Annotated in this window: 29 protein-coding genes; 25 read left to right on the top strand and 4 right to left on the bottom strand. The window is 48.9% G+C overall.

Annotated elements, in window-relative coordinates; genetic code table 11:
- Positions 1-50 precede the first annotated feature (50 nt).
- The 3 genes from JOD01_RS12485 to JOD01_RS12475 all read right to left on the bottom strand — a co-directional run bounded on the left by JOD01_RS12485 (position 51) and on the right by JOD01_RS12475 (position 1533).
- The gene (locus JOD01_RS12485; protein WP_204518667.1) at positions 51-413 is read right to left on the bottom strand and encodes a hypothetical protein; all 363 of its coding nucleotides are present in this window, start codon (positions 411-413) and stop codon (positions 51-53) included.
- Positions 410-1033, bottom strand: a complete 624-nt coding sequence (locus JOD01_RS12480) for an ImmA/IrrE family metallo-endopeptidase (protein WP_204518666.1) — start codon at positions 1031-1033, stop codon at positions 410-412. Before JOD01_RS12480 ends, JOD01_RS12485 begins: the two co-directional genes overlap by 4 nt.
- A 68-nt stretch (positions 1034-1101) precedes the next feature.
- Positions 1102-1533, bottom strand: a complete 432-nt coding sequence (locus JOD01_RS12475; RefSeq protein WP_204518665.1) for a helix-turn-helix domain-containing protein — start codon at positions 1531-1533, stop codon at positions 1102-1104.
- 149 nt (positions 1534-1682) lie between these two features.
- Here JOD01_RS12475 and JOD01_RS12470 point away from each other — a divergent pair, with 149 nt between their 5' ends.
- The 20 genes from JOD01_RS12470 (at position 1683) to JOD01_RS12380 (ending at position 17214) form a co-directional block, all read left to right on the top strand.
- Entirely contained in the window at positions 1683-1940 is a 258-nt protein-coding gene (locus JOD01_RS12470) for a hypothetical protein (protein ID WP_204518664.1), read from the top strand.
- Between the two features lie 18 nt (positions 1941-1958).
- Positions 1959-2186, top strand: a complete 228-nt coding sequence (locus tag JOD01_RS12465) for a hypothetical protein (protein ID WP_204518663.1) — start codon at positions 1959-1961, stop codon at positions 2184-2186.
- A gap of 19 nt (positions 2187-2205) precedes the next feature.
- The gene (locus JOD01_RS12460) at positions 2206-2424 is read left to right on the top strand and encodes a hypothetical protein (protein WP_204518662.1); all 219 of its coding nucleotides are present in this window, start codon (positions 2206-2208) and stop codon (positions 2422-2424) included.
- Positions 2425-2480: 56 nt separating this feature from the next.
- Entirely contained in the window at positions 2481-3035 is a 555-nt protein-coding gene (locus JOD01_RS12455; RefSeq protein WP_204518661.1) for an XRE family transcriptional regulator, read from the top strand.
- Complete coding sequence (locus tag JOD01_RS12450) at positions 3032-3208, top strand: hypothetical protein (protein ID WP_204518660.1); 177 nt, start codon at positions 3032-3034, stop codon at positions 3206-3208. The genes JOD01_RS12455 and JOD01_RS12450 overlap by 4 nt, the downstream gene beginning before the upstream one ends.
- Positions 3205-3375, top strand: coding sequence for a hypothetical protein (locus JOD01_RS12445; RefSeq protein ID WP_173597757.1), 171 nt, complete (start codon positions 3205-3207; stop codon positions 3373-3375). Before JOD01_RS12450 ends, JOD01_RS12445 begins: the two co-directional genes overlap by 4 nt.
- A gap of 55 nt (positions 3376-3430) precedes the next feature.
- Entirely contained in the window at positions 3431-3964 is a 534-nt protein-coding gene (locus JOD01_RS12440; protein WP_204518659.1) for a hypothetical protein, read from the top strand.
- Between the two features lie 185 nt (positions 3965-4149).
- Entirely contained in the window at positions 4150-4281 is a 132-nt protein-coding gene (locus JOD01_RS19880; protein ID WP_275581954.1) for a hypothetical protein, read from the top strand.
- Positions 4282-4395: 114 nt separating this feature from the next.
- Complete coding sequence (locus JOD01_RS12435; protein ID WP_204518658.1) at positions 4396-5331, top strand: hypothetical protein; 936 nt, start codon at positions 4396-4398, stop codon at positions 5329-5331.
- Positions 5331-7478 (top strand): AAA family ATPase, encoded by a 2148-nt coding sequence (locus tag JOD01_RS12430; protein WP_204518657.1) that lies wholly within the window; start codon positions 5331-5333, stop codon positions 7476-7478. The genes JOD01_RS12435 and JOD01_RS12430 overlap by 1 nt, the downstream gene beginning before the upstream one ends.
- The gene (locus tag JOD01_RS12425) at positions 7468-9342 is read left to right on the top strand and encodes an ATP-dependent helicase (protein ID WP_204518656.1); all 1875 of its coding nucleotides are present in this window, start codon (positions 7468-7470) and stop codon (positions 9340-9342) included. The genes JOD01_RS12430 and JOD01_RS12425 overlap by 11 nt, the downstream gene beginning before the upstream one ends.
- Positions 9339-9503, top strand: coding sequence for a DUF6906 family protein (locus tag JOD01_RS12420; RefSeq protein ID WP_204518655.1), 165 nt, complete (start codon positions 9339-9341; stop codon positions 9501-9503). The genes JOD01_RS12425 and JOD01_RS12420 overlap by 4 nt, the downstream gene beginning before the upstream one ends.
- 223 nt (positions 9504-9726) lie before the next feature.
- Positions 9727-10584: a DnaD domain protein gene (locus tag JOD01_RS12415; protein ID WP_204518654.1), complete on the top strand. Its 858-nt coding sequence runs from the start codon at positions 9727-9729 to the stop codon at positions 10582-10584.
- On the top strand, positions 10469-11218 hold the full coding sequence (locus JOD01_RS12410) for a DnaA ATPase domain-containing protein (RefSeq protein ID WP_204518653.1): 750 nt from the start codon (positions 10469-10471) through the stop codon (positions 11216-11218). The genes JOD01_RS12415 and JOD01_RS12410 overlap by 116 nt, the downstream gene beginning before the upstream one ends.
- Before the next feature lie 5 nt (positions 11219-11223).
- On the top strand, positions 11224-12603 hold the full coding sequence (gene dnaB, locus JOD01_RS12405) for a replicative DNA helicase (protein ID WP_239565426.1): 1380 nt from the start codon (positions 11224-11226) through the stop codon (positions 12601-12603).
- A gap of 12 nt (positions 12604-12615) precedes the next feature.
- Positions 12616-12768 (top strand): hypothetical protein, encoded by a 153-nt coding sequence (locus JOD01_RS12400; RefSeq protein WP_204518652.1) that lies wholly within the window; start codon positions 12616-12618, stop codon positions 12766-12768.
- A gap of 12 nt (positions 12769-12780) precedes the next feature.
- Positions 12781-13269, top strand: a complete 489-nt coding sequence (locus JOD01_RS12395; RefSeq protein WP_204518651.1) for a RusA family crossover junction endodeoxyribonuclease — start codon at positions 12781-12783, stop codon at positions 13267-13269.
- Between the two features lie 66 nt (positions 13270-13335).
- Positions 13336-14274 carry a hypothetical protein gene (locus JOD01_RS20050; protein ID WP_420829086.1) on the top strand — a complete coding sequence of 313 codons (939 nt, stop codon included), beginning with the start codon at positions 13336-13338 and terminating at the stop codon, positions 14272-14274.
- 190 nt (positions 14275-14464) lie between these two features.
- The gene (locus JOD01_RS12385) at positions 14465-16372 is read left to right on the top strand and encodes a DNA cytosine methyltransferase (RefSeq protein WP_204518650.1); all 1908 of its coding nucleotides are present in this window, start codon (positions 14465-14467) and stop codon (positions 16370-16372) included.
- The gene (locus JOD01_RS12380) at positions 16372-17214 is read left to right on the top strand and encodes a DNA adenine methylase (protein WP_204518649.1); all 843 of its coding nucleotides are present in this window, start codon (positions 16372-16374) and stop codon (positions 17212-17214) included. Before JOD01_RS12385 ends, JOD01_RS12380 begins: the two co-directional genes overlap by 1 nt.
- Here JOD01_RS12380 and JOD01_RS12375 read toward each other — a convergent pair.
- On the bottom strand, positions 17211-17408 hold the full coding sequence (locus JOD01_RS12375) for a hypothetical protein (protein ID WP_204518648.1): 198 nt from the start codon (positions 17406-17408) through the stop codon (positions 17211-17213). The genes JOD01_RS12380 and JOD01_RS12375 overlap by 4 nt on opposite strands.
- Before the next feature lie 71 nt (positions 17409-17479).
- On the opposite strand from JOD01_RS12375, the gene JOD01_RS12370 reads away from it, so the two are divergent.
- The 5 genes from JOD01_RS12370 to JOD01_RS12350 all read left to right on the top strand — a co-directional run bounded on the left by JOD01_RS12370 (position 17480) and on the right by JOD01_RS12350 (position 20648).
- Positions 17480-17632, top strand: a complete 153-nt coding sequence (locus JOD01_RS12370; RefSeq protein WP_204518757.1) for a hypothetical protein — start codon at positions 17480-17482, stop codon at positions 17630-17632.
- Between the two features lie 26 nt (positions 17633-17658).
- Entirely contained in the window at positions 17659-18471 is an 813-nt protein-coding gene (locus JOD01_RS12365) for an MmcB family DNA repair protein (protein WP_204518647.1), read from the top strand.
- A gap of 84 nt (positions 18472-18555) precedes the next feature.
- Positions 18556-18942, top strand: a complete 387-nt coding sequence (locus JOD01_RS12360) for an ArpU family phage packaging/lysis transcriptional regulator (protein ID WP_204518646.1) — start codon at positions 18556-18558, stop codon at positions 18940-18942.
- Between the two features lie 729 nt (positions 18943-19671).
- A complete protein-coding gene (locus JOD01_RS12355) occupies positions 19672-20073 on the top strand; it encodes a hypothetical protein (protein ID WP_204518645.1) in 402 nt (133 codons plus the stop codon).
- 80 nt (positions 20074-20153) lie between these two features.
- Positions 20154-20648, top strand: a complete 495-nt coding sequence (locus tag JOD01_RS12350) for a hypothetical protein (protein ID WP_204518644.1) — start codon at positions 20154-20156, stop codon at positions 20646-20648.
- The last annotated feature ends 59 nt before the right edge of the window (positions 20649-20707 follow it).

The raw sequence follows: 20707 nt of genomic DNA, 5'->3' as shown, positions 1-20707 counted from the left end.
CGTTCTGATTTGAGGTCAAAAGTAAAGCCCAAAAAGGGCGTCTGGTAAATTTACGCTATTCGTTCACTGAATACATTCATCTGCAGCAATTCTTCAATGTCGCAAACTTGTATGATTAATTGTTCAACGTCCCAATAGTCGACGTTAGCCGTGGCAGCTCTTTGCCGCAATGATGGAAGATGTATGCCGAACTTCCCTGGCTTTTCATGGTTCAGTGTTAAGTCGCCAACTGTTACAGAGAGGCCCAATGTATCGGAGTGAAAATCTTCTGCACCTTGTCTTTGAAAGGGTGCATCTACAGGGATGTATAGAGTATTTTTTGACCAGTCAAACTCACCCTTACGGAACCCAACCACGTACCAAATGGGTGCCAGTTTTTCTTCCATATAGTCGTAATAAACAGTGATTTTCATCGGATAACAACTCCTTGTCCTTTTTGAAGTTTTCTTTGGATTGCTAAACTAAACAGCTTTTTTGTTTCATGTGACCAGTTAGCAGGATCAGCTCTTTTGTATTGGTTTGCAAGAGCTGTAATAAATTCATGATGTGATCGGCCACGTGCGATCCTGCGAAGGATTTGATCCCATCGCTTTTTTGCAAATTCATGTGTTACTCCAAATTCTCTAGCAAGTAAGTCAATGATTTCATTTTGATGATCGGGCAATTTCATATCACGTACCATAAAGAAGGGGATAGCGGCATAATACTGAAAAGCATTTGCCTCGATCTCCTGCATTTTTCGGAATTCATCAGGAAGCATAATCTGATTCCCGAGATGTCTTAGCGGATGACATATTTCGTGGCAGAACACTTCCCATTGACGCTGCCGAGAGTGCAGTGAATTGATGAAGACGTGGGTATATTCTTCATCAAATAACACTTCATCATCAACGCCAGGTGCGAATGTGACACCGATTCCCAAAATAGCAGACATATTTTCAATGCTTAAATTTGAGGGGGTTCTGATGTTGTGCTTGATGTAAAATTTCTCAACCCATTCTTCCAAGACTGTTGGTTCGTAAAAATTCAGCATAGTAACCTCCTTAAACAACAAACGTATGTTCGGTTTTGTGTTTAAAATAAAAACCCTGGTTATCAGGGTTATTTATTTTTGTTGTTTTTTTGCTCTAAAAATTTCGCTTTAGCCTTGCGAAATTCATTTAGCTTCCATTGTACCGTCTCGGGTATTTCCTCTAACAAGAAATTCTTTTCATCTTCAGGTAAAGAGTCAAAGTCATGGAAGGCCCTGCTGATGGCTTTATGTAACTCAGCTAGATCGTCTTTCTTAGTGGAGACATTTGACTGATCCTCATTTAGAATACCAGCCTTCTCCAACAACTCCTCATAATCAACTCCTTTTAGGAAAGGAGCGACCGCTTTTAAGGTTTCCGGTTTTGCTTTATGAGTTCCTGCCTCAATTCTGTTAATAGTTGAATGACTGACCCCAGATTTATCGGCAAGTTCACGCTGACTTCGGTATCCACTTTTTTCTCTTAATTCAGCGAAATAAATGCCGAATTCCTTAAGGTTCATCATTTCATCACCCATAATTATCATAACAGACATCTGTTGCATGCGTGAAACAAATTTTGTATCATACATGAAATTTTTTGTTGCATGCGTGTTACAGATGTGTTATTTTATATTTGTAACAAGCGTGAGACACGAAAGGAGGGGTGGAGGTGAGAGTCCTACTAATACCCGGTGTGCTTGATAATTTGCAGATTGAAATGAAACTTACAGATCAAGAATTTGCTGAATTCGTTGGTGTTTCTAGGAGCCAACTGTGGCGAGCTAAGTTACCACCACATGATAAACGCTTTTCATTAGGACAAGATTTTATTGCTAAAATCCTCAACGCTTTTTCGTCTCACACCTTTGAAGACATCTTTTTTTTGGATCAGGTGTCTCATGAGTGTGACAGAGAGAAGCCAGCTTGATGAGAAGGAGTGAATAATATGGCAAAACAACGGATCACTGATGTTGAGCAACTGCCTCTGATGATGAAAATGCGCGATGTTGCCAACGTAATGGACATTGCATTGCGCCGAGCGTACGAACTGGCCCAAGATCCCACATTCCCGAAGATCGTCTTAGGGAAGAGCATCAGGATACCGCGCGATGCTTTCTGTCGCTGGGCTGGAATCGAGATGCCGGGTGACAAACCATCCGAAATTTCAGCTTAACAAGAAAGGAGTAAGCCAGATGATCATGAACCACAAGCGCTATGTCACCGCAGCAGACGAATTGAAAGCGGCGCTCGTCAACTGTGTTCACGAGGTGAAGATGGTAGCACCGGAACTATCGGAACAGGTCGAAAAGATGATGTTCAACGTACTGAAACAGGATGTGGAGATATTCAACCTGTTGCGGCAACTTGACAAAAAACCCTCGGTGGGTGCCGAGGGAGAGTCTGGAAGATGAGCAACTTCATTATACCTCATACAACTACATATCGACGGTAAGGAGTGAACGAACAAATGAGCGCAAATGAATTCGGTCATCAATTGGGAAATGCGCTGATGGAAGCCAATATGACGCAAATGTCATTTGGGTTTGAAGCACATGTGAGCAGAGAAGCGGTTTCTGCTTACAAAAATGGACGAGCCGTAGCGCCGCCGGATGTGAAATCAAAATCGATTCTTCTTACAGATAATGCGTTCCTGGCAATGGCTGCCGCGCACGAATCTACAGCCGGGACAAGCCCTGTCATTCTCGACGGTGACAACGTAGAACTCAACCGGCACACGGCAGTTGCCAAGACGGTCGAGGAAGTAGAAGAGCTCCTGGATGCGATCAAGAAGGCCCAAGCAATTCTAATTAAGCCGCCGAAGAGCCTCACGACGCAAGAACGCCAGCAGCTGGAGCAATTGATTCAGGAAACCCTCGATGTGATCACCTCAACCACCAACATGACGGCAGTAATTTGCAGGGAGGTCAAGCTTTCATGGGTCTATCAGTGGACATCCCATAAAGCCAAGCTTGCCAAACGCGGATTTCTAAAAATGGTGACCGGGGGAGGTGGGGTGAAATGACAAAAGCCCAAGAATGGAATCGCCGGGTGCTGGAAGTTCTGGAGCAGACCTATCCATATGACGCAAAGTTGATGGCTCTCTTTGTTCAAGATGGGGAAAGGCAAAATCAGCTGTATGCTGAGCGGTTGACCGAATTTAGGAAACAAGTTGAAGCGAGGGAGGGAACAGCGTGAATATCCAAACACTGCGGATGCAGCTCCACTTTTATCAACGGATGATGATCATTGCCAAAACGGCAGGAGACTTGGTTGCTCATGAAGTCTACAAGCAGATCACACGGGAACTGACCGAACAAATCCAAGACAAAGAAAAAACCGCCTGCTCGCAACAGACGGCCTAATGAAAATATTCGATACCGGAAGAATACCACATTCCTTAAAGGGAGGGCAACCCATATGAAAAGCAGCACGCTGAGCAACATCACTAGAGCTCGCTCACTGATTACGGAGACCACTAACCTGACAGCGCTTCTCAACGAAGAAAAGCAGGCGTTGCACGATACGGAGCAGCAGTTGGAGCAGCTGGCAAAAAAACAAATCGATGTGCAAAACAAGGTGAACCATTTGGACATGTCCATCGGCGATAACATTCTGGAGTTGGTGACCATTTTGGCAAAGTTGGTCAGAGATCGCTTGGAAAACGTGTATAGCAGCAATCCTGAGCGGTTCGTTGAAGAGGATGGAACAATTGATCTGCAGCAGGATGACCTCTTTGCCCAGGAGACAGAGGAATTGCTGGACCTCTTTGAATATCACGATCAGGTTTACAGCCGCGAATATATCCGCGATTACGTGCGGGAGAAGCTGGACCATTCTGTGTTTACCGAAGCAGAGGAAACCGTTCGTGAAATGTATCAGGATTCCGTGGCATATCGGAAAAATCCACTTGGGTACCACGGATTAAGCCAGCGAGATTTTCTCGCCGGTTAAAGAGTCGAAACTGGGGCTTTCCGCCTCAGTCGCAGGGGAATGACCATCCCTGCCTGATGAGACAGGTCATACATAGCGAGGTCACAACGGGAGTAGGCAAGGAACTACAACGGCCGCCGTAGAGGTTGGGATGGTGGCGACCTCGTGACTAAACGAGAGGAGGGGGAAATTGGAGTATCACGTTTATGAATGCCAAGATTGCTGCCTCGGTTTTGCTGTTGAAGCAACTGCGGACCAGAGCCACATTGTTTGTCCTGATTGCCAATCAGATAATCTACGCGATGTCGGTACAGGGACGATGGTCATCACAAGTATAGCAATCGAAAAAGACCCAGCGCTGGAACGCTGAGCCTTCAGGTGAAACGCTGTTAGAATCCGGTTATTTCTAGCCTAGCGTGTTCGCCTCCAAAAAACAAGTGGGAGGTACGTAAATGAGTAATGAGCTGGCGGTAATTACAAGCCTCGGTGATGGCAATGTTTTTGTCAAGAAAACGGATGGAGGGCAAATTCGCTCTGTTAAAGGCAGAATGGCCCTTTCCGAAAAGCAAGGCGAAATCGCAGTGATTCAAGACAAAGGGATGGTAACGGCAAAGGGATTTAACAAACTGAATCAAATAGCTGGCCTTTCCATTGTAACCCCCGAAAAACTAACGCTTCCTGAAGGGCACACGGTGGTCAATCCGTATCCGATCATTGATCCCGAGAGTGGAACGATCAGCAAGGTCTGGGTCAAAAAACTTGCGATCGGCTTCAGCCCTATTGGGAACCTCGTGATTACATCTGCAACACTTCTCTACGACGTAAACATGTATTTCATTCAAGACCTAACCAACAAGGTCAAATATAACAAAGACGCTGGTCGGGTTTGCATGGAGGCCATGCTGACAGAAGAAGAAAAGAGAAGTGGCGGATTCTACAAAATCCAAGGCCCTCTTGGTGTATACGTGGATTTCACCCACAAAGAAATTCTCAAAGCAGTAGATACCTTCATTAATAAAAAGCAATTTGCTGAGCGGAATGCTCAAACCATTTGCGAGCGCTTGGTTATGTCCAAGCATCCTGCATTGGCTTATCCATACGTGGAAGTAAGTGGCCCTGAAAAAAATCGTGTAGCAGCTGTTACCGTGGTCGGCTATGTGAACGAGTTTGACCGTAAACAGCTTTTGGAAATATCCGCCCAGGCTGAGCGCGGAGAAGAAATCAAGGTGAACGGCCAACGTGCTGAGATCATCGAAACTACTGCCGAAGCCACTACCGAAGATATGATCATCGATCAGGAAGAAGATGAGTTTTCCGTATCCTCTGGGAATCAGGGCGATCTGTTCAGCCGCGCTGCTTCCGCTGGTGAAGGCGAGGTGAAGTTCTGATGAGCAAAATCCAAGCGATCACCATGCAGAATCTCAAAGGAACCACGGCCAAGCAGCCGCTGACCGGAAAAGACATCTTCATCGGCCGGAACGGATCGGGTAAGACCACCCGCCTCCAAGCGTTGCAAATGTCCATGCTCGGTTATGTGCCAGGGAACGGAAAGAGAGCACTGGACAATTACAAATTCTCTTCTGATGACAACGTGATGAGTGTAGGGCTGGAGCTCGAGGGATTCAAGTTCACGCGAACATTTGAACGAACCACGAAGCTTACAAAGGGCATACCGAACGTAACCATTTCCGAATCGATTACCGTCTCGCCAGCACGCGGGGAACGGACTGAAACTGACCGAAAGGCTCGAGTTTCCGCAGAGGTTGGAAACTTCCCGGTGATGTTGGATTTCAACGAATTTCTCACCCTTTCCGATGCCAAACGCCGTGATTTCATCTATGGCCTGAGTGCCGGCATCGAAGGTGGATGGAACAAAGAACGAGTGGCGCAGTATCTGGAGGAACGGCTGCTGACGATGGAGATTGAGGTCAATTCTCCTGATCTTCATCAGGCATTAACGGAAACCATCGCCGCAGTCTTGTCCGAATACAAGGACGGCATGTCGATTGATGAGGGTCTGCTCGCAATGCGCGGGTATGTTTCCCGGGAATGGTCCACGTGGAAAGAGAAGGCCAAGAATGCAGAAGGCGCCATTAAGCAGCTGGCTGAGCAAAAAAATAAGATGGCGGAGACGGATCGGAACATTGAGGCAAACAAGCAGGAGCTGGCCGAGATTCGTGAGCAGCTGGTGCAAGTTGAAGCTCAGTTGGCAAGGGATACGGAGAAGAAAAAGGCAATTGATCGCAGGCTCTCCAGACTGCAAGAACTGGCAACGCTGATTGAACGCCTATCTTCTCAGACGCCAGAATCTACAGACTGGATTGATCAGCAAATCGAGGCGTTGGAAGCTCAGATGACTCATATTGCCGACACTACCGAATTCGATGCCCTTTCCATAGAAAGAGCCAACCTGCAAAAAGAAGTCAACAATATTCAGCAACACGAAATCACTCAATTGAATCAGGATATTGCCCGCCTTACCGCGGAAAAAGCCTCCATACAGCAAACATTGGATACCATCAACAAAACAAAAGGGGTCTGCGTGATTCAGAGTCAGATCGCTTGCAACAAAGATTTTTCAGCATACATCCAATACGCTGCTTCGGAGATTGCCCAAAAAGACGAAGCGATAAACAGGCATCATGAATACTTGAACACCGCTGAGAAAGCCATTCAGCAACGGCGTGAACGGATTATGGAGATCGAGCAGCGGTTGTCACTCATTATGCAGCAGACTAACCGATATCAGCAGGAAAATGCGGAACGAGCCAAATCCATCAAAAACCTGCAAGCACAGAAATCGGCCATACTGGGCGCGGAGCAAAAACGACTTGATGACCTGAAGAGTGCCCAGGAAGAACGGGACAAGCTGCAAAATGAGCCAGTCGAAGCCATTGCTCCCCTTGATTTGTTGGAGACCCGTCGGAACGGTCTGCGTGACCAAATCACTCAACTGCAGGCAAAGGTTGAGGAGCAGGAAAAGGTACGGAATCAGATGGCTACTCTCCGCACCTCCATGCTGGCGAACAAAGAGGCGGAATTCAAATCAGAGGCTTTCAAAATGCTGGATCAAGCGCTTGGAGCAAAAGGGATTCAGGGAGAGATTGTCAAGACAATGCTGGAGCCAATGAGGGAAGATATTGAGGCCAATCTGCGAGTGTTGGGGATCAATTACCCTGTTTTCTTCCAAACGGAATCGGACACCGGGCAGGAAATCTTCCAGTTTGGCTGGGAGGACAGCAGCCAGCGTCGTAATTTCGATGCGCTCTCTACCGGTCAGCAGATGATCTTCCTGATCGCTTTCCTGGTGGCTGTGTTGGATCGGGCGAAACCTCCGATCAAGGTGCTTGCGTTGGATAACATCGAGAACCTCGATGAAACGAACCTGAGAAACGTCCTGCACGGTTTGGACAAGCTCTCCGACAAACTGGACAACATCCTGATTGCTGGCGTGGTTGACCCGCATGATATTGTCCCAGTCGGGTGGAGGGTGCATCCCATCGGCTTGAAGGAGGCAGCAGAAGATGTCGCTTAACCTTCTTCAGGGATTAAACGAGGAACAAGCAGCTGCTGTCACATCGAAGGAGCCGGTCATTCTATGTTTGGCTGGTGCCGGTACAGGTAAGACAAAGACGCTCACGACGCGCATTTCCTATCTGCATGAGGAAAAGAGGGTGGGGACCAGCAATATGCTGGCACTCACCTTCACCCGCCTGGCAGGGCTGGAAATGAAGGAACGGATCGCTCACCTTATCGGTGAAGAACAGGCCAAGAAACTATTCTGCAATACCTTTCATTCCTTCTGCGTCAGCGTGCTGCGTGAATGGGGCCATCGGGTTGGACTGGAACCCAACTTCTCAATTTATGACCAAGAGGACCAAGAGGCGATCATTGCGGCCATCCTCGATGAGTTCAGGTACGATGCGAAGGTGCGGCAAGTATTGGACGATATTGCCCTGCTGGCTCGTGGCGGAGAAGGGAATTTCCGCTCTTACGAATCGGAGCAAGCAGCACGGGAATATCTCTTTCGGTTAAAACAGAGCAATGCCATTAGCTTGGATGATTTGCTTACCAAAACCTTGGAACTGATGAGACAAGACGACATCGCTACATACTATCGAAATCAGTACAAGTACGTATATGTGGACGAGTTTCAGGACACCGACAATGTGCAGATGGACATTATTCGGGCAATGGCTCCAGAGAATCTGTTCGTTGTGGGTGACGATTATCAAGCGATTTACGGATTTCGCGGTGCGAATGTGCAGAACATACTGGACTTCCCAAAACAGTATCCCAATTGTGAAGTGATCAAGCTGGAACGGAATTATCGATCATCGGCGCCCATTGTGGAAGCCGCCAACACTTTGATCAGACATAACGAGAATCGAACGGATAAAAAGCTTGTGAACGAACGGGACGGCCTTCCGATCGAGCTGGTTGAAGCTCCGCTGACGGTTGAGGAAGAGGCGCATTACGTGGTGGCAACATCTTACTTCCATGTCCAGAATGGAGGGAAGCTCTCGGATATCGCAGTGCTGGCGCGGACGAATGGACAGCTTGAAATCATAAAGGACAAGCTTGCCGAGGCAAAGATGGCAGCGCTGGTCGTGAACAAGGACGCTGATCCGCTTAAACGGACGGACATCAAAAAACTAATCAGCTTCATGTCCCTGGTGGTCAACCCAAAGGATGAAAAGGCGCTCTGGTCCTGCATCAACTTCCCAGCAAACCGGATGACGGACCTTGAACGGGCGACTTTGCTCTCGAAACCAAGTTGGTCAAGCGAGCGACCATTGGATGTATTGCGGGCGGAAGGAAGCCCAAAGGTGCAGGATTTCGCCCGAATCGTTGATACATTACGAAACTTTGATGAGATCCAGTTCTTTGACATCGATGCTTACGAGGCGATGAGACAAGCTGGGTACGCGATCGGCTTGAAAGCTTATTACGAAGAGAAGGGTCTGCAGAACCGCATCGACGATATGCTGGCAGCTCTTCGATACGTGAAGCGTTGGTGCATTCAGCAAGAGGCTGCCGGCGAGCGGAATAACATCGAAGCATTTCTGAAATGGCTGCGAATCCGAGACATACAGGACTACTTTCGCAAAGATGAAGACGCGGTTCAACTGCTCACCGTTCACGGTTCCAAAGGTCTTGAATTCGACACGGTGATCCTGGTCGGGATGAATCAAGGCACATTTCCTTCCAAACGGACAGTCGACATGGAGGAAGAACGGCGCCTGATGTATGTCGCAGTCACGCGGGCAAAGAGAAGGCTCATTCTCACTCGGCCACGTGAGATCGCTTTATACGGCAAAAAGTTCTTCCAGCCTGGTCCCAGCCAGTTCATCAGGGAAATGGGCCTCATGCCCGCGGTGGAGGAGGTGGGACTGTGAAACGGCGGAGCTTGCAGCTGAAAGAAAAGATTCTACTCAAACAACTCGCACCGAATTTGCAACCGGACAACTGGTTGATCATTAAGAAGCTTCCAACTGCTTGGCTTTTGGAGCATAAAGAATCAGGCAAGGTAAAGGTCGTTGAATTAAGAGCCTCATAACAATGAGGAGGTCGCGATGGTTGGAGACGTTTATGAGTTTCGTTTTATGCGCTGGGAGGTTGCAAAAACCTTCTGGCGCAATGGGGAACAATGGGCAAGGCTAAAGTGCCTTACCAAGAGGAAAAAGCCTTGGGATGTCCCAATGACTTTCCTCACCTTGATGGAGAAAACACGGAAAGTGTCTTGATCAAAACAAAATCGAAAAAAGCGGAGGTGATGATGGTTGAACTACATACGTGAGCTTAATGCCTTCTACGATCGGCTCGAAACAAGCCCACTATCGACATCTGCAATTGCTTTATGGCATGCGTTAATGCACATAAACAATAAAGCTGGATGGATAGATACGTTTGCTGTAGCTGTATCTGTGTTAAGCATTAAGACCGGCCTCTCTGAGCGAACCATCACCAACGCAAGGCATGAGTTGAAACAAAAAGGTTTTATCGACTTCCAGTCGCGTAAAGGCAACAAATCAGCAATGTACAAAATGATCAGTTTGTCGGCAATAAATGCCGACAGTTTTTCCTACAATCTTTCCGACAGTTCTTCCGACAGTGTTTCCGGCAATGCTTCCGCATTATTTAAACAAAACAATACTAAACCAATTAATCTTCTACCTGCTACGCATGCGCGAAGTGATGATGACCCATTTCTGATCTATCAGCAAGAAATCGGTAAGTTCACGGAGACAATCAAGGACAACATGATTGATTGGCTCGATGGTGGCTATTTTGAAGAGCCAAAATCGATTCTCGTCGAGGCCATAAAAGAGGCTGCCATCCATGAGAAGAGATCATGGGCTTACATTGACCGGGTTCTTCGTCGCTGTCTGCAGGAGAATGTTAAGACCCTGGAGGAAATGCGCCAAAAGAAAGCCGATCATGAACAAGCCAAACTGGCAAAGGTAACGCCAATTAGAGGGGGGGACGCTGGTGCAGTCAATCAGCGCAGAAGAACTCATACAGATGTTCCAAAACCTATCACAAAAGGCGAAGCAGGACGCCTCAACAAGCCGGACAACTACAACGAGCGCATGCTCCAAGTGCATGGACAAGGGTGGCTTCCTGACGACGTCATCTGACGGCCATGAGGTGTGGCGGGTTTGCGAGTGCCAGGAGCAAGCGAAAATTGAGCGATTGTTCCGCGCAAGCCAAATCACTCCCGGCTTTCAGCATATGGGATTCAAAAACTTTGATTTGGATCGGCCACAAGTGGTACTGGATGCTTACGTGGCAGCAACGGATTATTACAAGGCATTTCACGAGATCCGGAAGACAAGACAAAACAGCATCGCACTTCTGGGGGCTGTCGGCAGCGGAAAAACACATTTGCTGATGGCAATCGCAAACAACCTCATCAAGCAGCGAATCCCTGTGATGTACTTCCCGTGGGTGGAAGGGTTCAACAACATCAAGGACGACCTGGACAGGCTGGATGAGAAGGTGACGAAGCTGCAGCAGGTCGATGTGCTCTACATCGATGATCTTTTCAAAGGCCGAACGACTCCTACTGCGTTCCAGCTCGAGCAACTATTCGCAATCGTCAATTTCCGGTACTTGAACAATCTGCCGATGCTCGTATCCTCGGAGCGAGACATTGACGAGATATCGGATATCGACGATGCAATTGGCTCCCGGATTTACGAGATGACTAGAGACTACAACGTGACCCTGCGTGGCGAAGGTTTGAACTATCGCTTGGAAGGGAGGGCATAGGAGCCATGTTCGATCGATTACCACCTCAGAACATTGAGGCAGAGCAGTCCGTCCTGGGCGCCATCTTCCTCAGCAAGCAAGCGATGGAAACGGCATCTGAACGGCTGACTGTCGAGGATTTCTATCCGGCCAATCATCAGCGAATATTCAGTGTCATGCTGGAGCTCTACGATGCGGACAAGCCTATCGACCTGGTTACCGTGACTGCCGAGCTGCAAGACAAAAAGCTGCTTGATGAAGTTGGAGGGATCGCTTACCTGACCAATTTGGCCAGCTCGGTGCCAACCGCAGCGAACGTGGGATATTACGCGGAGATCGTGGCGGAAAAAGCTTACCGTCGGCGTGTGATCGAAGCAAAAACCAGAGAAATTACCTTAGCTTTTGAGAGCGAAACGGTTGAGGAATTAATCGCAGAGCAAGACCGCATTACCATGAGCCTGGGCGAACAACGAAAGAGCAGCTCAGACTTTGTTCCCATCAAGGATGCCATGATGGATGCCTATGAGGAGATCGACCGCCTCAGTACCCGCAAGACAGAGATCACAGGCGTACCTTCCGGATATCCCGATTTGGACGCGATGACTGGCGGGTTCCAGCGATCAGATTTGATCATCCTTGCTGCGCGGCCTTCGGTTGGGAAAACCGCTTTTGCATTGAATATTGCCCAAAGCGTAGGAATCAAGACCGGGGAAACGGTTGCCATCTTCTCACTTGAGATGAGCACACTGCAGCTGGTCAAGCGGATGATATGTGCGGAAGGAAACATCGATGCTTCCAAGATGCGGAATGGCGGCTTTGAGGGTGACGATTGGGAGCGAATGACCAGAGCAATCGGAAACTTGGCGAAAGCGAAAATTTTCATCGATGACTCCCCTGGTCTGACGGTTCAGGAGATTCGGAGAAAGGCGAGAAAGCTCAAACAGCAGCATGGACTCGGAATGATCTTGATCGATTACCTGCAGCTAGTTCACTGCGTTTCTAAGGGGAACAGACAAGAGCAAGTCTCCGAGGTCTCCCGCATGCTTAAAGCAATTGCCCGGGAATTGGATGTGCCCGTGATCGCACTGTCACAGCTCAGTCGCTCGGTCGAGCAGCGTCAAGACAAACGCCCAATGATGTCCGATATCCGTGAATCGGGATCCATTGAGCAGGACGCGGACATCGTTGCCTTCCTGTATCGTGACGACTATTACGACAAGGAATCTGCCAACAAGAACGTCGTCGAGGTCATCATTGCCAAGCAACGGAACGGCCCGACTGGCACAGTCGAGCTCGCATTCCTGAAAGAGCATAACAAGTTCGTCAGCATCGATCACCGGTACGAAAGGCAAACAACTGCGGACAAGCCGGCAGATGATGATGAAAAGGATAGAACATGGAGATAGGGGAGATGAAGCATGAAATTACTACGTGAAGTGCTGCTTGCCAATCTGATCAAACACGGCATTACAGAGGCTTGCGGCAAACCGGTTGAAGAAGCATCACTCGATGAATTGCAAGACGAATGGCATCGGTTTGAATTGCAGCGCAATCCAAAACAAACGGCTTAGGGTGAAGGGCTGATGTTGCCACCTCGACTCGTGATCCCCTTGCTGATGGAAAAACGCCGGAGAAACCCAACGACTAGGAACATGGAGAACATTTGGGTCGTGCCGACATGGAATCACCTTTACGTGATCGTCAACAACAGGCCTACGCTCGGGAAGTGGGGGGAGCTATACAAACAGCGAGTAGCTGATGCTGCGTTCGAATGGGCTATGGATAATGACTGGGTATCGGTTGAAGGTAGGAAAGTCATACTCCGGACATGGATTTACTGGAACGACGGGAAGGACAAGGACTGCCACAACACTGATAAGGCGTGGGCTGATGCTCTGGAAGGAATTATCTACGAAGACGATAGTCAGGCCCTCATCCAGTATCAGGATTTTGAAATTGACCGGGTAAACCCGCGCATTGAGATTGAGCCGATAATTGGCGGTCCGATCATTAAAGACAAGCCAAAACGGAATAAAAATTCAACCAAAAAACAGATGGCCTTGGATTTATAAACCCAAGGGAGGGTGTGGAAGATGAGCTGTCCCCCCTCACCATTCCAAATTAGGGAGGAAAATAGAATGCCGTACATTGATTTCAAATCCGTTGTGAAGAAAGTCAATTTGAAACCAGGTGGCAAGAAAGAAATCGTGTTGGAGGTATCGGATAACGGTTTGGATGGGAAGCTCGACAGCCTTTCCGAGATGATCGATTGCAAAGTTGACGTGTCGATGGAATCCCTGATTGTTAACTACAACGTGACGATTAATGCGAAGACAAATGAGCCCCTGAAAACATACAAAGTGGATGATAAGGGCGTGGTCTCGGAAGTGAAGCCACAAGGGGAACAAATTGAAGCAGACTTAGGTCTGCCCCCAGAAAAAGTACCTACCAAAGAACAAACTGAGCAAGCCGAATTGGAAGTGATCGATGAGTTCATCACGAGCGGTATGTCGCCTAGCTATGATGACCTGCCATATGACTTCCAAAGCATCATCAAGCGCAAATACGATGGCGAAACCTACATGAAGATGGCAAGTGAGCTTGGTATCTCCAGCGGGAAGATCGTCGAGCTGGTCGATGAGTACCGGAAGCGTGTCGCCCCACTTGCAATGAAATGGAATGAGTGGAGACAAGGAAAAGACAAAGCAGATCCTCAAAATGGAAAAGACAAGGCAGATGGTGACAATCCTGAACCCGAAGCGAAGCAGGAAAACGACGGCGAATCTGAACAGGACGACAATTCACAAACCACAGGTTCCGAAGAGACTGCTGCTACCGTTGATAAAGAGGCACTTGAGCAGTTTATTTTGAGCGGACAAGCACCTGTTTTTGCAGATATCCCCTTCGACTTCCCTAGCCTGTTAAAACGAAAGTTGGCCGGAGAAACATGGATGCAGATCGCGAACTCGATCGGTGAGTCGTCAACGAAAATGCAGAGCGCCTGGTCCAAATACAAAAAGCTGGTTGCTGAGCATATGGCAAAATCCAACAATGACGGGGAACAAGGGGCAGCGTAATGCTGCTCCCTTCCTGAAAGGCGGGGAAATGTATGCCAGCGGTAAAACCGAAACCAAACCATCCCTGGAGACGGTCATGCATTCTCAGGCGGGATGTGAACGAATTTATCAAGCAATCAGGCACCAACCCTTGGGTGAATAACTACAAGATTGGTGGCGGCATGCAGCCTTGGAACGGGAGGAAGTAAGGATGATCGAAAGAACGGCAGCAATCCTTTTTGGCGGCATCGGCGGAGCTTCCGCAGGATACATGCGCTCCAAGATCGAGTACGGCGGGAGAATCCACAAACTGAAGCTTCTCTGCTCGATTGACTATGACCCTGTAGCATGCCTGAATCACGACGCCATAACAGGCGAAAACACAGCGGTGGTCATGGATTTATTCACACGTGAGCAATACATTGACTGGCATGGGCATGAGCCTCCTCCAGAGTGGCGGGAAGTTACGCCTTGGGATATGTGGGTGGCGTTTGGCTATCAGATCCCGTACTTCTTGTTTACTTCGCCCCCATGCAAAGGTCTGAGTGCTCTTCTCCCTAAAGAATCCGCGGAGTCGAAAAAATATCAAGCGTTGAACCAGCTTACATTGAGGGGAATCGATTTGGCGCTTCGTGCATGCCAGGAATATGGTGGGGGGCAGCCGGCATTCATTCAACTGGAGAACGTGCCCCGCATCCAGACACGGGGCAAGGCCCTTTTGAAGAAAATCGAGAAATTGCTTAAAAAATTCGGATACGCGGTGAATATGCGAGCTGATCACAACCTTGGGGAGATCGGTGGGCTGGGTCAGAACCGTGTCAGGTTCCTAATTTTAGCCAGAGACGAAATTCAGGTCCCGAATTTTGTTTACATTCCGCCGAAAAAGCCACTTCTGACGATTGGGGATGTCATTGGTCCTCTGCCCATGCCGGGTGATACCGAAGCAGGAGGACCGTTGCACCGGTTGCCACGTCTGGAGTGGAAAACGTGGGTACGCCTCGCACTGATCCGAGCGGGCGGCGATTGGCGGGACCTCCAGAACATCCCATATGAGCAGTACAGAATCATTCACGAGCCACGCAGTGGGGCATGGGGAGTTGAGGATTGGAACAAGCCAGGGAAGACAGTTACAAGCGCTGCAGGACCGGGGAGAAGCAACAGTTCGACCGCGCTATCCGATCCGCGTCTCGCTATCAGCGGCGACGGCAAAGCAAATCTGTATCATGTGCAGCCCTACAACCAAGCCGCGGACTGCGTAACGGGAGCAGTTGGCCCATCGAATGGGGCGGCTTGCATCTCTGATCCAAAGCTCACGGAACGGGAAGGGCGGCACCCGGGCGTGTACCGGATTGTGGGGCCCGACGAAACATCTCCGTGCGTAACAGGAACAAGGTTTGGCAGTGGCGCCATCGCCGTGGCTGACCCGAAAGTTTTGACCAAGTTGCATCCAGACAGCTATGGCGTACAGGAGTGGCATGGGTCATCCAAAACGGTACGCTCTGCTTCTCGAATCATGCAATCCGCGGCGAGCATCAGCGATCCGCGTATCTCCGATCGACCAGGTCGGTACACTGATAAGTTTCGCATGCAGCCAATGAATGAACCGGCAGCAACCGTTACTGGCGTTACGGATGTACAGAGCGGTGCGCAGCTCGTCGCAGATGTCCGAATGACATGCAGCCCTCGATCAGGAACGATGGGCGTGGCTGATTGGGAACAGCCAGCTCCGACAGTAACCGGCAGCAGCGATGTGCATTCCGGTACGTCCGCCGTGGCTGATCCACGACCATTCCCGACTGATTCCGATCGAGGTATCTGGATCATTATTGCCGAGGATGGGACATGGCACAGGCCGCTCACGACGTACGAGTTGGCGATGCTGCAGGGATTTGATACTCATTTGCCAGACGGACGTCCATTCCAACTTGAGGGATGCAGTGATGCCAAGGCGCGGGAGTACATCGGAAATGCAGTGCCACCGGCAGCGGCAGAGGCAATGGGGAATGTGATTCTATTGGCCGCAGCTAAAGCGGAAGCCGGTATCGGGTTTGAGCTCAGCTGGGAAGAGATATGGGTCAAAGAAGAGGAATCAAAAGGGGAACTGGCGGTGATCCACTGATGGGAGCGAAATCACCACTCATCTGGTTCGGAGGAAAGGCGACTATTCTCGGGCACATTTTAGAACTGATCGAGCAGGTTGACCACGATACCTATAATGAGCCGTTTGGTGGCTCTGCTCGGGTCATTGCAGAAAAGCCGCCCGGCAAGGTCGACGTGTACAACGATATCAATGACGATGCAGTTAACTTTCTGATGGTCGTCAACGAGGATCCGGAAAGATTCTATCAGGCGGTGAAAAAACTGCCGTACTCGAGATCCTTGTTCGAACAGTGGCAAGAAGAGTTGTTTCACTACCGGCGCCGCGGTGGTTACATCAGCAATTTCGACCGTGCTGTACGATTCTTTTATGTGAATCGGCTAGGAATTAACGGCGGCGGACTGAATCATAAGTCAGGATTTAAGCACAGCCCGAAGCACAATTCTCCGAAATCTTACCAGGGGGTATGTGAAAGAATTCATGAGTTTGCAGATCGCATGCGGCTGGTGATCATCGAACGTCATGATTTCCGGGACAACATCAAGACGTACGATACCCCGAGAACGCTGCATTACGTTGATCCGCCTTATGTAGGCAGCGAACACCGTTACCCAGGAGATTTTGATGAGAATGACCATCGGGATCTTGCCAAACTGTTGAATAAAGCCAAGGGAAAGGTGATTCTCTCCTATTACGATTGCGATTTGGTCCGCGAATTGTATCCAGGATGGTATCGAAAGGAGATCAAGGCCAAGAAAAATACGGTTGTTTCTGGCGAAGGCTACACACGGCCAGATGCAACCGAGCTTCTCCTTATGAATTACAAGCCGATGGAACAAAGCCTTTTTGAATATGGCACTTAGTTTGGATAAGGCGCACCGTCACCATTGAACAGCTTTCTAACTTCTGCATATTGCCTGACGGGGAGATCCGGAAAGACGACGGCACACTCTCCGTCAGCAGTTTCAAATGTGAAGGGTACCCTCAACCCCATGAGTTTGCGCTTGATATCCTTCTGTCGGCTCCAGGGGATGAGGTAATAGAAAGACTTGTTCATAGAATCACGCTCCTTTTGGTAGAGCATAACCCTTTCAGTTGGGACAAAAAAAGAAAAGGATGATGTTTATTATGACGAATCAAGCTGCAATTGGTTATATGATTCTGGCGATGCAGCGGAAGGGGTACAGCGAGGAGCAGATCAGAGAGATCGAGGGCTCCATGCTTTACATGATGGATATGAAAACGGAAGAGGAGGCAGCTAAGGCATATCGTCAGTTTTAGAAAAAAACTAGTCGGGAGGGAAGAACGTGACCAAAAAGACAAACGTCAAGGCGGACGAGATTAAACGCGCGTTGGCTAAGCGGCACACTGACGATGTTTTCCTTACAGAGGTAAAGACCGGAGCGACATGGGGAAGCAATGAGTTGTTGAAGTTCGATGCATTTGCGATAAAGAAAAGCTGGGCAAAGCCGCGCCTGACAGGATACGAAGTAAAGGTAAGCCGTAGTGACTTCCTCAAAGACGAAAAGTGGCCTGGATACCTGCAGCATTGCCATTGTTTCAGCTTTGTTTGCCCAAAAGGATTGATAGCACCAGAGGAACTAACAACCGAAGTAGGGCTGATCTGGTACTACCCAGATTCTGGTGCGTTGGTGACAAAGCGCCCAGCAAAATATCGCCTAATCGAGATGCCAGCTGACCTGTTGTATTACATCCTTCTGTCTCGGACTGACTCTGACCGCCATCCGTTTTTCAGTGATCGACGGGAGATGATCGAATCATACCTCTCGCAAAAAGAAGCACGTCTGCGTATCGGCCAGGAATTTAAGGGACGGTTATTCGATGAGATCAGTGCATTGAGGAAAAAGGTGAAGGAGCTGGAAGATGAGCTGAGATACGGCGGAAATAAGGGTGAACAGCTAGCTCTAATCAAAGAAGCTGCCGAAAAAGCAGGAATAAACGTCCGGTACTCATGGTGGCCGAGGGATGTCGTGGAAATGATCGGGCAGGGTATCCATCCTGATATGAAACGAGCTATAGAGCGCATAAAAAGAGACGTGGACGAGGTGACAAAGCTTGTGAAAGCATCGGGCAGTGAGTTGCTCTTGAAAAAACAGTAAACAAAAATAGCCCCCTATCCGGGAGCCCAAGGTATTTCAGCCAAGAAAATTATACCATTGGAACCGGACAAGGGGGAATGGAAGATGAGCGCTCCAGAGCAATTATCCTTTCTGCAACCAGTGAACGAAAGAGAGGTCCGTAAGGCTGTTGTAAAAGAGCTGAAGGCATACAAAGCCCTCCGTGTCGCCGTACAAAACAAACAAGAGCAGGCCGAGAAGGGAATTGATCAGCTTTTTCCAAGGTTGCATCAGTCAGAGACAAAAAACGACCTGAAAGCCAGACAGATCGAGCGGGCACTCCAATACTCACTGGATGAAATAGAAAGGAAGATCATCGAGGAGAAATATCTCAGCCCGGCCAGAGTGAACGATATCAATGTGTATCTGGAACTGGGTCTGACGAAAGACCAATACTACATCAAAAAGCGAGAGGCGATATTCCAGCTCGCGACGGCACTCCGGATCATTTGAGTGCCGTTTTTCAATTTCTCGAAAAAAGTCCGACAAAAAGTAGGACAAAACCCGGAGAAAAATATGGAAAAAAATGAGGACAAAATGCTGGACGTTTTTATTTGGCCGGATCGGTACCCTTGAGTTAAGAGTTTTGCTCTTGGGAGATACCGTATCCTCCCTTATCAACGGCGGTACTCGGGGCGATACGTAGGGGCGATGAGCGTTGCAGTCGAACAGGCAGAGCAGCTGGAGTCCTATTTGCGCGCATGACGATGAGAGCATGCACATTCCTTATTGGGGTGTTAGGTGCGGCGGGCGCTACGGAGGAACAAGATTTCTGTTTGATCTTTGTGTCTGTGTCCGTCGCGATCACGATTCACATGACTCCCATCTGCCTGGGTGAACGCTGAGAGCGACAGTATACATCTGGGATATACCGGACAGGGGATTACATGCGAGACCTACGGCTCCGGCCCCTCGCCCCTTGTCCAGTACCTCTCATATTCGATACGCCGATCCTCCCTAAGAGTGCAGTGGACGTGTCATTTGCAGCAAGTAAGGGGCAAATGCTTGCTGGTTTGGGTTTGCAGGCCCAGCTGCACCACCTCCTACAGTCTGTGACCGCAGCAGGCATAAGGATTGGCTCGCGGCGGAGCTCCCCCTGCCGAAGGAAGTGGGGGAATAGTAAAAATGTTACAGGAAAATCCTCCTAAATGTCGAAGAATGACAAGAGGAGGTGAATTGTCTGTGAGATATGATGATTTTAAGTCGTTGATTACCAATTCCGATGAAGAGGATTGGCTTTACGACGACGAACTAGGTAAGTTTATTTTCAAAGGGGACATCAGAATCTCAATTCTATCAGATCGTTCTGAACCAGTAGGGGATGACGGTTTTTACGAGGATTGGGCAAGAAGTTTCCCTGATAAGAATGCAAGAAGAAAAATATACTTTTTGCAGTTCAATGACAGCATTATTGAGCAGTTTTTTACAGTTGCTGTTGATGGCCACCGTTCCTATATCCCTTATCCTAAGTTGGACGGCATGACTATCACAGAGGAACAGTATAAGCTTGGTCAAATCGTAAATTCTATTCACGGTTACAGCTTTGATGAATATCTACGCCAGGCTGGAATTACAGTTGTATAGGCAAAACACTAAAGGGAGTGCGGCAGAAGTCGTGACTCCCTTTTTTATGCGTAATTATGGCAGGTGGTGGTGATCATGTAGTGCGTCAATTCGTTGACCCAGAGACCGGAGAGGTTTTCTATGAGGAGCAAATCCTCCGGCGCCCGGATGAGATCGTCAAGGTTTTCCGTCCAGCAGGGCGCAGCGCAAAATTCGTAAAGATCAAAGCCAGCCAGAAGGCAAAGCGACGGCTCAGGAAGCTGTCACTCGCTGAGGCTGGTTTTTTATTGAAGATCACTCCGTATGCCAGCGAGGGGACGAATCTTCTTGAAGGAGACAATGAGCGCGGCCAGAAAGGCATACCGCTCACTGTCAAGGACCTTGCCAGAGTTGCCGACTGCTCCTATCCGCAGGCCAGAAAGATCGTCAAATCATTTATTGAGCAGCGGATTCTCCGGCGCGTCGAAACCGATGGAAGGACAGCCCTGGCAATAAACCCGCTGTTCTCGCTTAACGGGAAGGCAGCGGAAACATCTCTCCTGCAGCTATTTAGACAGGAGATCACGGAGGCCGGGGAAGACCCGAATTCCGAATAGGGGGTCGCCGGAATCACATAGGCTCAGAAGCCTTGTCGCTCTAAGCACGACCATAGATT

It is taken from the genome of Brevibacillus fulvus (assembly GCF_016908525.1).
Classification (GTDB): domain Bacteria; phylum Bacillota; class Bacilli; order Brevibacillales; family Brevibacillaceae; genus Brevibacillus_G; species Brevibacillus_G fulvus.
Note: the sequence above shows the minus strand (reverse complement) of the source record. Positions and strands in the feature narration are given on the sequence as shown.